16 protein-coding genes are annotated in these 13685 nt (G+C 38.0%); 13 read left to right on the forward strand and 3 right to left on the reverse strand.

What is annotated here, in order from left to right:
- Positions 1-24 precede the first annotated feature (24 nt).
- From IEE83_RS13470 to IEE83_RS13495, 6 genes are all read left to right on the forward strand, one after another.
- Positions 25-450 (forward strand): DoxX family protein, encoded by a 426-nt coding sequence (locus tag IEE83_RS13470; protein WP_194121071.1) that lies wholly within the window; start codon positions 25-27, stop codon positions 448-450.
- 397 nt (positions 451-847) lie between these two features.
- Positions 848-1258 carry an RrF2 family transcriptional regulator gene (locus tag IEE83_RS13475; protein ID WP_194121072.1) on the forward strand — a complete coding sequence of 137 codons (411 nt, stop codon included), beginning with the start codon at positions 848-850 and terminating at the stop codon, positions 1256-1258.
- A gap of 69 nt (positions 1259-1327) precedes the next feature.
- A complete protein-coding gene (locus tag IEE83_RS13480; RefSeq protein WP_194121073.1) occupies positions 1328-1981 on the forward strand; it encodes an NAD(P)-dependent oxidoreductase in 654 nt (217 codons plus the stop codon).
- A gap of 146 nt (positions 1982-2127) precedes the next feature.
- The gene (ygiD, locus tag IEE83_RS13485; protein WP_228101802.1) at positions 2128-2955 is read left to right on the forward strand and encodes a 4,5-DOPA-extradiol-dioxygenase; all 828 of its coding nucleotides are present in this window, start codon (positions 2128-2130) and stop codon (positions 2953-2955) included.
- 162 nt (positions 2956-3117) lie between these two features.
- Positions 3118-3555 carry an SRPBCC domain-containing protein gene (locus IEE83_RS13490; RefSeq protein ID WP_194121075.1) on the forward strand — a complete coding sequence of 146 codons (438 nt, stop codon included), beginning with the start codon at positions 3118-3120 and terminating at the stop codon, positions 3553-3555.
- 534 nt (positions 3556-4089) lie between these two features.
- Complete coding sequence (locus tag IEE83_RS13495) at positions 4090-5421, forward strand: putative porin (protein ID WP_228101803.1); 1332 nt, start codon at positions 4090-4092, stop codon at positions 5419-5421.
- Between the two features lie 78 nt (positions 5422-5499).
- Here the strand turns inward: IEE83_RS13495 and IEE83_RS13500 are convergent, their stop codons facing one another.
- Both IEE83_RS13500 and IEE83_RS13505 read right to left on the reverse strand, forming a co-directional pair.
- On the reverse strand, positions 5500-5955 hold the full coding sequence (locus IEE83_RS13500) for an SRPBCC family protein (protein ID WP_194121076.1): 456 nt from the start codon (positions 5953-5955) through the stop codon (positions 5500-5502).
- Between the two features lie 106 nt (positions 5956-6061).
- Positions 6062-8203 carry a Tex family protein gene (locus IEE83_RS13505; protein ID WP_194121077.1) on the reverse strand — a complete coding sequence of 714 codons (2142 nt, stop codon included), beginning with the start codon at positions 8201-8203 and terminating at the stop codon, positions 6062-6064.
- Between the two features lie 171 nt (positions 8204-8374).
- Here IEE83_RS13505 and IEE83_RS13510 point away from each other — a divergent pair, with 171 nt between their 5' ends.
- Positions 8375-8971, forward strand: coding sequence for a peptidylprolyl isomerase (locus IEE83_RS13510; protein ID WP_194121078.1), 597 nt, complete (start codon positions 8375-8377; stop codon positions 8969-8971).
- 56 nt (positions 8972-9027) lie between these two features.
- Here the strand turns inward: IEE83_RS13510 and IEE83_RS13515 are convergent, their stop codons facing one another.
- Positions 9028-9258, reverse strand: a complete 231-nt coding sequence (locus IEE83_RS13515; RefSeq protein ID WP_194121079.1) for a hypothetical protein — start codon at positions 9256-9258, stop codon at positions 9028-9030.
- A gap of 200 nt (positions 9259-9458) precedes the next feature.
- On the opposite strand from IEE83_RS13515, the gene IEE83_RS13520 reads away from it, so the two are divergent.
- The 6 genes from IEE83_RS13520 to IEE83_RS13545 all read left to right on the forward strand — a co-directional run bounded on the left by IEE83_RS13520 (position 9459) and on the right by IEE83_RS13545 (position 13662).
- On the forward strand, positions 9459-9926 hold the full coding sequence (locus IEE83_RS13520; protein WP_194121080.1) for a DoxX family protein: 468 nt from the start codon (positions 9459-9461) through the stop codon (positions 9924-9926).
- A 12-nt stretch (positions 9927-9938) separates the two neighbouring features.
- Positions 9939-10364, forward strand: coding sequence for a DUF2141 domain-containing protein (locus IEE83_RS13525; protein WP_194121081.1), 426 nt, complete (start codon positions 9939-9941; stop codon positions 10362-10364).
- Positions 10365-10404: 40 nt separating this feature from the next.
- Positions 10405-11103, forward strand: a complete 699-nt coding sequence (locus IEE83_RS13530) for an SDR family NAD(P)-dependent oxidoreductase (RefSeq protein WP_194121082.1) — start codon at positions 10405-10407, stop codon at positions 11101-11103.
- A gap of 87 nt (positions 11104-11190) precedes the next feature.
- Positions 11191-11565, forward strand: a complete 375-nt coding sequence (locus tag IEE83_RS13535; RefSeq protein ID WP_194121083.1) for a VOC family protein — start codon at positions 11191-11193, stop codon at positions 11563-11565.
- A gap of 110 nt (positions 11566-11675) precedes the next feature.
- Positions 11676-12689: an LLM class flavin-dependent oxidoreductase gene (locus IEE83_RS13540; RefSeq protein ID WP_194121084.1), complete on the forward strand. Its 1014-nt coding sequence runs from the start codon at positions 11676-11678 to the stop codon at positions 12687-12689.
- Between the two features lie 22 nt (positions 12690-12711).
- Positions 12712-13662, forward strand: coding sequence for a helix-turn-helix transcriptional regulator (locus tag IEE83_RS13545; RefSeq protein WP_194121085.1), 951 nt, complete (start codon positions 12712-12714; stop codon positions 13660-13662).
- Positions 13663-13685 lie beyond the last annotated feature (23 nt).

Consider the following 13685-nt stretch of genomic DNA (forward strand, 5'->3'; position numbering starts at 1 on the left):
CTCAAACTTAACCCATAATTCATAATGATTTCACCACAACAAATATCATTCCTTTTAGCCCGCCTTGCTGTTGGCATGAGTATGTTTGGTCACGGACTGGTCCGACTTCCTAAACTGCATACGTTCAGCAACGGCATGGTCAGCCAATTTGAAAAATCAATTTTACCTGGATTTATCGTTACGCCATTCAGCTACATTCTTCCCATAGCAGAATTGCTGACAGGCATATTTTTGCTGATTGGCCTCTTTACCAAACAGGCATTAATTGCCGGTACTATAATAATGATTGCGCTCATTTTTGGAAGTTCAATGATTGAAGAATGGGGTTCAATTCCTTCACAACTCATCCATGCCGCCTTCTTTACCATTTTATTAACCTTTGAAAAATCCTACAATTCATTTGCAGTCGATTCGATATTGGAACGAAACAGGAAGGCGGGTTTCCAATAAATCGATATGTATTGAAAATATAAAAAGATGATAAAGTATAGAACTTTAAGTATGTGGAAATACAATCAAAAGTATTATCCTATATCTACTTTATATTCCGACCATGACTTAAATACATATAATAAGTAGTTATCAAATTATACATATTATTAGTATCATACTTTTATTAAATATTTAACTAACTGGATATATAATATGAACTATAAATATTAATACCAATAATTTTTAGCACTCATTAGCAAGTAATTACAAACTCCCTATTCATATTTGAACATTTTGCTCTTGAAATCTCAAAACGAATAATGCCATTCTGCTTACCTAAAAATCTCATTATAAAAATATTTTTGAATTACTGAAACTTAATTTACCTTTGTACTGTAATAATAAAAATTACAGTATGAGTAACGGAAGATTTGCCATATCGGTCCATATTTTAACATTGCTCGCCAGTGAGCCGGGAGAATACTGCTCTTCGGATTATCTTTCTGGCAGTATCAATATCAATCCGGTATTGGTTAGAAAGGAATTGATAAATCTTCGAAATCATGGTTTAGTTATAAGTAAGGAAGGAAAGACAGGTGGCAGCACTTTGGCTAAACCAGCAGAATTAATCGCGATGTCTGATATTTATGAAGCGGTTCGTGAGAAACAATTTTTGGGAAAAAGTATAAACGAACCTAACCCGGCATGTCCGATTGGAAGACAAATTAATCAGCATCTTGATGATCTTTATCTGGAATCAGAAAGAGCATTAATGCGAAGCCTGGACAACATGAACCTGGCTGAATTTTTACAAAAATTTGCTTAATTTTTTTTGAATAAAACTGTAACAATTTTTATTCCAGTAATATTTATTTAAACTAAAAAATAACATAAAATGAAAGTAGCATTGATCGGAACAACAGGATTTGTAGGCTCACACCTGGTAACAGAATTACTAAATCGTGGACACGAAGTTACAGCCATTGTGCGCAGTCCTGAAAAAGTTACAGCACAAAGTCCGTTGTTAAAAGTTGTTGAAGGGGATGTTTTCAACGAAGATAAATTGGCCGAGCAACTGGCAGGAAATGATGTTGTATTAAGCGCTTACAATCCTGGGTGGACAAATCCTGATATTTATGCTGAATTTCTAAAAGGATCCGCGGCTATTCAATCAGCAACAAAGAAAGCAGGAGTAAAAAGATATTTCACCGTGGGTGGCGCTGGCAGTCTGGAAGTTGCTCCCGGAGTACAACTTATCGACACACCCGGCTTTCCCGAAGAAATCAAACCTGGTGCAAATGCAGCTCGTGAATATTATGACATTTTGAAGAATGAAACCGAACTAGACTGGACAGTTATCAGCCCGGCCATTGAAATGCATCAGGGAACCGCTGGTGTTCGAAAAGGTGTTTACAGGGTTGGAGAAAATAGTCCTGTTTTTGACGAAAATGGCCGTAGTGTAATTTCCGTTGAGGATATGAGTATGGCTATTGTTGATGAATTGGAAAATCCAAATTTTATCAAAAAACGTTTTACAACAGCTTACTAGATTGCTTTTTTGGTCTCATACTTGAAAACAGAGGACTGGAATTTTGAACATTTCCAAGTCCTTTTGTTTTGTAATTGCTGATAATCAAAATGAACAGAGCGCATTTTATCAAAGCAATTTCTATTTTACCGCTTACTTTAAATATAATGAAATTAAATGATCTGAAAAACATAACAGACGATTTTAAGAATAGTGACCTGATGCCGGTTCTTTTCACGGGCCACGGTTCACCAATGAATGGTATTGAAGACAACGAGTTTACGGAATATTGGAGGAAATTAGGAAACGAAATCCCAAAACCAACCGCAGTTTTATGTATTTCCGCCCACTGGCTGACAACCGGCACCAAGGTCACGGCCATGACAGCACCAAAAACCATTCATGATTTTGGAGGATTTCCCAAAGCATTATTTGATGTGCAATATCCAGCACCGGGCAACCCGGCGCTCGCAAAAGAAACTGCCGCGTTAATAAAAAGTACACATGTAGGGCTTGATCATGAATGGGGTCTGGATCACGGAACCTGGTCGGTGGTTTGTCAGATGTATCCGGAAGCTAATATTCCTGTTTTGCAGTTGAGCATTGATTACGGAAAACCGGCGGCTTATCACTATGCATTAGCAAAAGAATTGGCTTCTTTAAGAAAAAAAGGTGTTTTGATTATCGGAAGTGGAAATATGATCCACAATTTAAGGATGATCGCATGGGACAAAGCCGAACTTCCTGAGTATGGCTTTGACTGGGCACTTGAACTTAATTCAAAATTTAAAGAGCTGATCCTGAATGGAGATCACGATCCGATCATCAATTACCAGAATTTCGGAATTGCCGGAAAATATGCGATCCCGACACCTGACCATTATTATCCTTTACTGTATTCTCTTGGATTACAAAATAGCAAGGAACAAGCGACCATCTTTAATGATAAGGCAGTAATGGGCTCACTGACAATGACTTCGGTGCGGATTGGTTAGCATTGGTTTTTTAATTTATAATTATTGTCAGATCTGGCCCTTAGAGATTTCTATGGGCCTTTTTTTTATTTAACAAACATGATTTATTAACCCAAGATCTACATGGAATGGCATGATTTTTCTTTATATTTTGGAAGAAATTTTAACTAAAATAAGGAAAACATGAACCGAGAACTCATAGCCACCACGTCCATTTCAATATTTGCAAGCCCATTAGAAGTCTGGAAATCGCTGATTGATCCGGACATTATAAAGCAATATATGCATGGAACTGAAACGCAGACAACCTGGGAATTGCACACACCTATTACTTTCAGAGGCGAATGGGAAGGTGTTCCATATGTTGACAAAGGCGAAATCGTGGAAATAATTCCGGAAAGAGTTTTAAGTTATACCTATTGGAGTCCATTGTCCGGAACAGAAGATTTTGAAGATAATTACGCAATCATTACCTATCATATTTCTCCGTATGATGATGAAACCACACTAACGGTAACGCAGGATAATATAGAAGATGAAGACAAAGTAGTGGCAGCCGAAGAAAACTGGATGAAAACTTTAACACATCTAAAGAAAATTCTTGAACTGAAAAATCATTAAAATATCATTTGCCGGTGTCAATCTTTCAGATTTTGATACCGGCTTTTTTCTGCCATTTAACTTGGATATTATTCTTATTCCTTCAAAAAAACACCAGCTGTTTTCGCACCAATTCTTTATAGTCGGCTTTCACATTTGCCGGACTTTTTTGATCAAACAAAATCGGTAATGCATAATTGAAGAAAGTCACATTATTAGATCACTTGCTATATTGATCCCACCCGAAACTTCATTATCTGATACGGGTAACACTGGGATAATTTTAATTTAACATTTAGGTAACATTGGAGTGTTAATTAATGATGTTCTTTGCATCTTTAATCTGACATCATTCATCATAAATACATTTCATATGCTTCATTTATATTCTACTTATTAAAAAGATGTATACTAATCATACTTTATATACTTTTTATTTTTTCTAATAATACTAGATGTATTATAATTATAAAAAGTGTGAACTTATAAATTACTCAATTACAAATAGTTGAATTGATTTCAAACTATCTACTGACATCATAAAAAAGATAAATTTTGAATTTTACCAAAAAATGGATCATAGGATTCGTGTTTCTGCTTGTATTTTTAAAACCTAATTTCACTTTTGCGCAGCGTTTCCTGATGGATCTTGTTGATACAACCAACACTATGGGAAAAGGAATGCTGTCAATCTATGAACGTTACAACCGCGTTCGGATCAGTGGATATATTCAACCGCAGTTTCAATTTACAAATGCGAAAGGTGCAGAAAGTTTTGCCGGAGGTAATTTTTCGGAACTTTCCAACAATCGGTTTATGCTGAGACGCGGAAGATTACGTGTCGATTATGCGCATTTAAATGAAAAAGGAGAACCAACTTCTTACTTCGTTTTCCAGTTTGACGGAACAGAAAGAGGCGTTGCGATCCGGGATTTTTGGGGACGATTTTATGAAAATAAATTCAAACTTTTTGCCCTGACAACCGGGATGTTCGCAAGACCCTTTGGCTATGAAGTTAACCTTTCATCAGCGAATCGCGAGAGTCCGGAACGTGGAAGAATGTCTCAGATACTGATGAAAACGGAACGTGATATTGGGGTGATGCTTACTGTAAATAAAAGGAATAAAAACGGACGCCCATCGGATTTCAAACTGGACATTGGCCTATTTAATGGACAGGGAATGTCAGGGCCGACAGATTATGACAGTCACAAAGATGTTATAGCGAGGGTTAGTATGAAGCCAAAAAAAATTAATCCTGCTTCACCAATTTTAATTTCTGCGGCAGTTTCCGGATATGCCGGTGGCATTACCAGTCAGTCGAATGTACTTTACAAAGTTCAAAGAAAAAGTGACAGCTATGAGATGGTTCGCGATAGCTCAAAAAGTAATTTTGGAAAAGCAACTCCAAGAAATTATGCCGGTGCAGACATCCAGTTTGTAATTCCTAACAAGAAAGGACAAACCGAATTCCGTGCAGAATATATCAAAGGAAAACAAACTGCAACTGCTTTAAGCAGTGAAACACCTGGAACTTATCCTATAACCAACAACTTGAAAGACCCGTTATATACAAGAAGTTTTGACGGAGCTTATTTCTATTTTCTTCAAAATCTGAATAGTGTAGATCACCAGTTTGTACTAAAATATGATTGGTATGATCCAAATAAAAAGATTTCCGGAAAAGAGGTTTCCGCCGCAAATGGTTTTAGCAAGGCAGATCTGCGATACAATACTCTTGGGGTCGGCTATGTTTACCGCGCCAATGAATCTCTGAAATTTATGTTTTATTATGACTTTGTCAAAAATGAAAAATCAGATTTGACAGGTTTTACCGAAGATGCCAAGGATGACGTTTTCACGGCCCGGGTTCAGTATAATTTCTAATAAAGTTACACCAAAAACGGAGCCTGGAAATAATTTCCAGGCTCCGTTTTTGGTAATAAATATAGGATAACTAATTTTTTATGAGCCAAAGCGCTGTGTCAAAATTTTCTTTCTGTAACTGAAAATACCTTTTACTTCATTGTTGACAAAAACCGAATCAACGATATCGCCTAAAAACCAAAGCGGTAATTTGTAGTTTAAAATATCTTCCATCAAAACTCCACCTTCCACTTCTGTGAAATGATGCTGATGATGCCAGAAAGCATAAGGTCCAAAACGCTGTTCATCTATAAAATATTTTCTATCTTCAACATGCGTGATTTCAGTACACCATTTTAAAGGAATCCCAAGAACCGGCTTAACAATGTAACGAATAATCTGTCCGGCATACATGTGCTCTCTCGAATGTTTTGAAGTAACGACAAAACCCATATGCGGCGGAGTGATTTCTTTCAGATTTGCAGGATTTGAAAAAAACTCCCATGCTTCATCAAGAGAAATGGGTAACTGTTGTGTAAAATATAACTCTTGCATGAAATAGGTCTGGTAATTAAGTTCCAAATGTTAATCAAACCGATAAACAATCGTGCCTTGTTTTCAAAAAAATTGATTGCCCGGATATAAATGCATCAAAAAAATTCTATTTGATTAAAACAGATAAGTTCAATCCTTTCATGGTAAGTGCAATTCTTTTTCTTCCCAGATCAACCTCCGTTACTTTCACCGTAACAATTTGTTGAAGCTTCACTACTTCATTAGGATCTTTGACATATCGATCGGCGAGTTGAGACAAGTGGACAAGCCCATCTTGTTTTACACCAATATCAACAAAAGCACCAAAAGCCGTAATGTTCGTGACAATTCCTGGAAGAATCATTCCAATTCGAAGATCGTCCGGTTTTCTGACAGAACTATCAAATTCAAACTTTTTCACAGGCGTTCTCGGATCGCGCGACGGTTTTTCGAGTTCCTGCAAAATATCCTTTAAAGTCGGAAGTCCCACAGCATCAGTAACATACTTCGACGGGTTGATTTCCTTACGCAATTCTGATTTTTGAACCAGATCTTTTACCGTAGCTCCCACATCTTTGGCCATTCGTTCAACAATCGGGTAACTCTCCGGATGTACAGCACTGTTATCCAAAGGATTAACTCCATTTTCAATCCTCAAAAATCCGGCAGCCTGCTCAAATGCTTTTGCTCCTAACTTAGGCACTTTTAACAATTGTTGACGCGATTTGAAATCTCCGTTTTTTGCTCTAAAATCCACGATATTCTGCGCCAGAGCGGGTCCAAGGCCCGAAACATAGCGCAATAAATGCTTACTTGCCGTGTTGAGATTTACGCCTACGGAATTTACGCAGCTTTCTACGACTACATCCAAAGCATTCTTCAATGCTTTTTGGTCGACATCATGTTGATATTGACCAACCCCTATTGATTTCGGATCAATTTTCACTAATTCTGCCAACGGGTCCATCAAACGACGGCCGATTGAAACCGAACCGCGCACGGTAACATCTTTATCAGGAAATTCTTCCCTGGCCACATCCGATGCAGAATAAATAGATGCACCTTGTTCGCTGACACTGAACAATCCGATTTCGTCAGATTTTTTAACTGTCAACAAAAGTTTTTTAACAAAGTCTTCCGTTTCACGGCCGGCCGTTCCATTACCAACAGCTATTGCTTCGATTTTAAATTTTTGAATCAAATCAGACAATATAGCATTCGCTTCATTGGATTTGTCAAACGGATAAATAACTTTGTCGGACAGGAGATTTCCCTGGCTGTCCAAAACTACAACTTTGCAGCCTGTACGATAACCTGGATCAATGGCCAATACATTTTTTTGTCCAAGCGGCGATGCCAGGAGTAGCTGTCTGAGATTTTCAGTAAAAATCTGAATTGCGTATTGATCCGCTCTTTCTTTGGAAAGATTTGTAAATTCCGTCTCAATTCCCGGTTTGAGCAATCTTTTATAACTATCACGAATCGCAATTTCAATCTGGTCCTTACTTCCGGGCAACCCCTTAACAAAAATTCTATCCAGATTGCTGATCGCCTGTTCCTCATCAGGAGAAATGTCCACACTTAAAAATCCTTCCTCTTCTCCCCTTCTCAATGCCAATAAACGATGCGACGGAATCCTGGAAAGCGGTTCCGAAAACTCAAAGTAATCCCGATATTTCGCTCCTTCCTCCTCTTTCTTTTTTTTGACCTTTGAGGTAATCAGCGCATTTCGCTGAAATATGGAACGCACCCGGCCACGCGCATCCTGATTTTCACTGATCCACTCTGCCATGATATCACGCGCTCCCTGCAAAGCATCTTCTGTATTTTCAACCTGATCGTTCAAATAAGACAATGCTTTTCTTTCAGGATCGGATTCACGACCTTCAAAAATCAGCTTTGCCAATGGCTCCAGGCCTTTTTCAATGGCCATGGAAGCCCGGGTTTTTCGCTTTTGTTTGTAAGGTAAATACAGGTCTTCCAGTTCAACAAGAGAAAAAACGCCGGAAATTTGTTTTTTCAATTCTGGTGTAAGCTTTCCCTGTTCTTCAATATTTTTCAGAATTGCTTCCCTGCGTTTCTCAACTTCCTGTTGTTTTTGATAAGCATCCTTAATTGCTCCGATCTGCACTTCATCCAGTCCGCCTGTTGCTTCTTTTCGATATCGTGAGATAAAAGGAAGTGTTGCTCCTTCTTCAAATAATTGGATGGTATTTCGAACTTGTTTTTCTGAAATGCTGGTTTGCTGGGCAATAAGCGGGAAATTCATATCAATATTTTGGCTGTTACTATTTTGTAAAAGTAACGAGGTATTCCTTTATATGTTTAATTTTCAAGACAGATTTGTGCGAAAGAAATCACCTGCCGAAAAATTAACCAGCTCCCACTTATTCTATGTCAAAATTTTCACTTCTTGCATGAAACATTAAAATTTTAACTAATGAAAAATTTCAAACGAAATATTTTATTGCTTTTAACAGGGTTGCTGCTTTCTACCTCCTTGGTTTTTGCACAAAAAGTCCTGGTCGAAACTGACCTGGGAAATGTAATTTTAAAACTGAATCCCGAAAAAGCACCGCTGACTGTCAGTAACTTTCTCAAATATGTAAATGCACATCGGTATGATGGTGCAAAATTTTATCGGGTAGTACGAATGGACAATCAGGCAGATAAGAAAATAAAAATTGAAGTAATACAAGGTGGCTTGGGAGATGATTCGACAAAAAATTTCCCAAGAATCAAGCACGAGTCCACAAATATTACAGGCTTGAAACATTTGAACGGCACATTATCAATGGCCAGAAATGAACCTGGCTCCGCAGGATCTGAATTTTTTATATGTATTAATGATCAGCCAGAACTCGATTTTGGGGGTAAAAGAAATCCTGATGGCCAAGGGTTTGCAGCTTTTGGGACTGTTGTCTCCGGAATGGATGTAATTAAAAAGATCCAGATACAACCAACCGGAGAAGGCGAAAAAAGTCAGACATTAAAAAAGGCAGTCAAAATAATTCGAATGACTGTCCAGAATGGTTGATACACAAAAAATATATCTATCCTTATTTCGAATAAATATATTTTTCATCATATATATTAAGAAAGTTTTCCATCTTTCGCAGGCACATCATCGCCACTTTCAGTTTGCGGTTCCACATTTGTACCTGGAACTACTTCTGGCGCATCCGGACCCGGAATATCTGGTGTTGGATTCATGGGCGGCATAATTGTTGGGTTACCTGTATTTGGATAACTGTCAGGCATCTGCTTATCCGGAAACTCGTTCATTACTGCATTGAACAAGTCATTGTACTGAAATTCCATCATCGTTTGTGATATTAAGTGTAATTTAAATTAGGGTTAATAAAAAACTGTGCCTGATTCCTTAATAGTGATGATTTATTTTAGTCCTTAAAAATCAACAAGTTATATTTTGTAAATTCAAAATAAATCAGGAAATAGCAGCCAGCCACAAATCACTTAAATCTATATACATGTTTCAATTTGAAAAATAACCTCAATAAAAAATGTTTGTATTACTGGTACTTATCATTTCATTCGGTGTAAGCTGCGGTTTCTTTGAATTAATTTCCGGGAATCCGAATCTCCTTTTCAGTGGAAACATTGCTATGTGTATCATGCTTCTTTTTACCGCAATAGGTCATTTCAAGTTTCCCGATGGCATGGCAAAGATGATTCCATCATTTATTCCCTATAAAAAAGAACTCGTTTTCATTACAGGGATTTTAGAAGTTCTGGCAGGATTCGCTTTGCTCTTTCCTCAGACAAGGTATTTTGCAGGATTATTTTTGCTGCTGTTCTTTATATGCATTTTACCTGCCAATATTTACGCAGCTGCCCATCACCTTGATTATCAAAAAGGTACATATGACGGAAACGGATTGAAATATTTATGGTTCAGAGTTCCGATGCAGATTTTCCTGATTGCCTGGGTATGGTTTTTTGCAATTGAGAATTCAACTTACACCTTTTAGTTATTTCATAACATGAAAATCATTTATACTACCGCCTTTGCTTTTTTTCTTTTCACATCCTTCAACATGCAGGTGAATAGCAAACAAACCGTTTTGGTTAGCAATCTGCAAAATAAATCAGGCCGGCTTTTCATTGGCTGGTATACCGCGCCAGAATCTTTTCCCGGAAAAGATCCCGATTTCACAAAGGAAGTTGCCGTAAATAATTTGTCAGAAATCAGCGTTCCTTTTGACAATATTCCGGATGGCAGGTATGGAATTTCCATTTATCTCGACGAAAATAATAACGGAAAACTTGATATGAACTTCCTTGGCATACCAAAAGAAAAATATGGTTTTTCCAATAATGTGTTTCCTGCCACACGTGCCGCTAATTTCGAAGAAGCTGCTTTTGAAATTCAAGGAAAATCAGGAACCATACCAATCCGATTAAAATAAAAATTACGAAACTTCATCTCGACAAAATTAAAAACTACTTATGAAAAATTACCTTATCGTTGGAGGGACAAAAGGAATTGGTTTGAAAACGATAGAATTACTGGATGAAGATTGCACCATCTATACAATTTCAAGAGGGATAAAACCTGAAGGCCTAAAAAATAACATTGTTCATTATCAATTAGATATCACCAAAGATGACTTGGCTGAACTTGACAACCTGCCTAAGGAAATGCATGGGTTGATATATTGTCCGGGCAGTATTAATCTAAAACCGTTTCAACGTTTAACGCAGGAGGATTTTCTGAATGATTTGAATCAAAATGTTTTAGGAGCCGTAAGAATTCTCCAATATTGCTTGCCGAGACTGAAAAATGCAAATGGCAGCAGTGTTGTATTATTTAGTACGGTTGCAGCAAAGCTGGGTATGACTTTTCATAGTTCTGTTGCGGTTTCAAAAGCTGCACTTGAAGGGCTTGCGAGAACACTTGCTGCTGAATTGGCTCAAAATAAAGTTCGTGTCAATGTGGTAGCACCGTCGCTCACAGACACGCCTTTGGCAGCTTCACTATTGAATACACCAGAAAAAATTGAAGCCAATAACAAAAGACATCCATTACAAAGAATCGGAAAACCGGAGGATATCGCTGCCATGACAGTTTTTCTTTTATCGGAAAAAGCCAGCTGGATAACCGGTCAAGTACTTCACATTGACGGTGGTATGAGTGTTTTGAAATAATAGTTTCCGGTCAAAATAATTGAAACTGATGAGATTTGGAGTCTGCAAAGCTTTTAGTAAAAACTTTCATCTTCAAATCAACTTCATATGCAAACATCCATTTTAGGACTACGAACCACTATTTATAAAGTCAGTGATCTGGCAGAGGCTAAAAAATGGTATACCGGTGTTTTCCAGACCGCTCCCTATTTTGACGAACCTTTTCATGTCGGCTATAATATTGCAGGCTATGAACTTGGGCTACAACCGGAAGAAGCGAGCGATACCAAAAAAACTGATAACGTTCTTACCTACTGGGGAGTGAGCAACATGGATGAGGAATATAAGCGGTTTATTGATGCAGGCGCTGTTGTTCATGAGGAACCGGTGAATGTGGGTGGTGAAATAATTGTCGCTTCTGTAAAGGACGCCTGGGGAAATGTTATCGGCCTGATTTACAATGCTGAATTTAAGTTACCATAACACGAAAACAAATCTCCTGTTTTTAAAATCGAAAATTACCGCGCTTTCTTTTCCTTTATTGGAATAGAAATTTAACTGGTGTTGTTCTCATTAAAAGAGCAAATATCACCATGAAAAATATAAAAATTGGAGTACTTGATCAGTCTGTTGTCCGCCATGAAAATAATGTAAGGGAAGCAATTCTGGAAACGATTGAAACAGCGAAATTGGCAGAAAAGCTCGGATATAGCCGTTTTTGGATATCTGAGCATCATAATTCTACTTTTATTGCAGGATCTACACCGGAGGTTTTAATGGTAAAACTGGCGGATGAAACCAGTCGTATCAGAATTGGCTCCGGCGGGATTATGCTTCCCAACCACAGTGCTTTAAAAGTCGCAGAAAATTTCAGAATGCTGGAAACACTTTTTCCCGGCCGGATTGATCTGGGTATGGGGCGCGCTCCCGGTACCGATCGGGTCACTTCTACAATTCTGAATCCTTCAAACGATTTCAGTGAGTCCAGTTATCTGCGCCAGCTGGAACATTTACAACATTTTTTTGGTGATACTGCCGGAACAGAAAGAGGATTTATTTATGCAACTCCTCAATCTGTTACAACGCCCACGCAATGGATTTTGAGTTCGAGCGGCGGAAGCAGTAAAATTGCAGCCAGATTTGGTATGGGGTTGGCTGTTGCGAAATTTATAAATGGTTTTGTTGGGCCGGACGTTGTTGAAACTTATCGAAAAAACTTTAAGCCATCGGGGCAAATGGAAAAGCCGCAGGCCATGCTTTCTATTTTTGTGATCTGTGGAGAGACAGAAGAAAAGGCGCTGGCAATGCGTAAAATGATGGATTACATTTTAATTGAATTTGAAAAAGGAAAATCAGGCCCTTTTCCTGATCCTGAAATTGTAAAAAATTATCGCTTCACACCAGGCGAACTCGAACGATTAAAATATAATAGCGGACGGATTATTTCGGGTACGCAAGACTTTGTTAAAGAACAGCTTACCAAACTTGCCAATGATTTTGACGTTGATGAAATCGTTATTTCATCCATGTCGAATAGTTTTGAATCAAGAAAACGTTCGTTCGAATTGGTATCAGAAGCCTTTAATCTGACTAATTTAGTGCCTTGACAACCGCTTATTATCATTCTCTATGAACCGTTTTGACCGCATCACTGCCATTTTGATTCAGCTGCAATCCAGAAAAATTGTAAAGGCTCAGGATTTGGCTGAACGGTTTGAGATCAGCCTTCGGACGGTTTACAGAGATATGAATACGCTGGCCGAAGCCGGAGTTCCCATTATTGGTGAAGCCGGTATCGGCTATTCCATTATGGAAGGATACCGTTTGCCTCCTGTTATGTTTACAAAAGAGGAAGCGCGGACTTTCATCACTGCGGAAAAACTGATGGAAAAGTTTACCGATCCTTCCACCAAGTCGCATTATCAGTCGGCCATGTTTAAGGTTAAGGCCGTTTTGAAAAGTACTGAAAAAGATCTGGTGGAAGATATGGAACAGCATATTGAAATCAGGCAACGTTACACACTTTTCAATCCTACTTTAAATAATACACTAGAAATTTTACTAAAAAGTGTGGCCGAAAAGAAAGTGGCCAGGATACATTACCAGACTTTTGCGTCAGAAGAGATAACAGAGAGGACGATTGAGCCAGTCGGGGTTTATCATGAAAATAACTACTGGTATGCGATCGCATATTGCTTATTGAGAAACAGTTACAGAAATTTCAGAACGGATAGAATCATTGCGATTGAACTGACCGAAAAAACATTCAGCCAGAAACATGCTTCATTAAAAGAATATCTCGCAAATGTGCCCACGTATGATAAGCTTGAAACTGTTGTAATTAAAGTGGAAAGGCATGTTATGCCCTACATTCAAAACCAGAAATATTACTATGGTTTTATTTCAGAAAAGCGTCAGGGAGATAAGGTGGAAATGACTTTTCTAAGTGCCTATCTGGATGCTTTTTCCAGATGGTTTATGATGTTTGCCGAATACGGTGAAATTATACAACCCGCAAGTCTTACGGAATTGCTAAAACAAAATATTTGCAAAATTTCAAATCATCTAAATATTTCATGAGTTCTGTCGAACCGGAAAACCCA

Source organism: Dyadobacter subterraneus (genome assembly GCF_015221875.1).
Classification (GTDB): domain Bacteria; phylum Bacteroidota; class Bacteroidia; order Cytophagales; family Spirosomataceae; genus Dyadobacter; species Dyadobacter subterraneus.

Bases quoted from the DNA above. Each gene is read 5' to 3' on its own strand.
- IEE83_RS13540 (WP_194121084.1), top strand. From the start codon at position 11,676: ATGAAAAATATAAAAATTGGAGTACTTGATCAGTCTGTTGTCCGCCAT.
- IEE83_RS13505 (WP_194121077.1), bottom strand. From the start codon at position 8,203: ATGAATTTCCCGCTTATTGCCCAGCAAACCAGCATTTCAGAAAAACAA.
- IEE83_RS13480 (WP_194121073.1), top strand. From the start codon at position 1,328: ATGAAAGTAGCATTGATCGGAACAACAGGATTTGTAGGCTCACACCTG.
- IEE83_RS13500 (WP_194121076.1), bottom strand. From the start codon at position 5,955: ATGCAAGAGTTATATTTTACACAACAGTTACCCATTTCTCTTGATGAA.
- IEE83_RS13525 (WP_194121081.1), top strand. From the start codon at position 9,939: ATGAAAATCATTTATACTACCGCCTTTGCTTTTTTTCTTTTCACATCC.
- IEE83_RS13515 (WP_194121079.1), bottom strand. From the start codon at position 9,258: ATGATGGAATTTCAGTACAATGACTTGTTCAATGCAGTAATGAACGAG.
- IEE83_RS13510 (WP_194121078.1), top strand. From the start codon at position 8,375: ATGAAAAATTTCAAACGAAATATTTTATTGCTTTTAACAGGGTTGCTG.
- IEE83_RS13535 (WP_194121083.1), top strand. From the start codon at position 11,191: ATGCAAACATCCATTTTAGGACTACGAACCACTATTTATAAAGTCAGT.
- IEE83_RS13490 (WP_194121075.1), top strand. From the start codon at position 3,118: ATGAACCGAGAACTCATAGCCACCACGTCCATTTCAATATTTGCAAGC.
- ygiD (WP_228101802.1), top strand. From the start codon at position 2,128: ATGAAATTAAATGATCTGAAAAACATAACAGACGATTTTAAGAATAGT.
- IEE83_RS13520 (WP_194121080.1), top strand. From the start codon at position 9,459: ATGTTTGTATTACTGGTACTTATCATTTCATTCGGTGTAAGCTGCGGT.
- IEE83_RS13470 (WP_194121071.1), top strand. From the start codon at position 25: ATGATTTCACCACAACAAATATCATTCCTTTTAGCCCGCCTTGCTGTT.
- IEE83_RS13530 (WP_194121082.1), top strand. From the start codon at position 10,405: ATGAAAAATTACCTTATCGTTGGAGGGACAAAAGGAATTGGTTTGAAA.
- IEE83_RS13475 (WP_194121072.1), top strand. From the start codon at position 848: ATGAGTAACGGAAGATTTGCCATATCGGTCCATATTTTAACATTGCTC.
- IEE83_RS13545 (WP_194121085.1), top strand. From the start codon at position 12,712: ATGAACCGTTTTGACCGCATCACTGCCATTTTGATTCAGCTGCAATCC.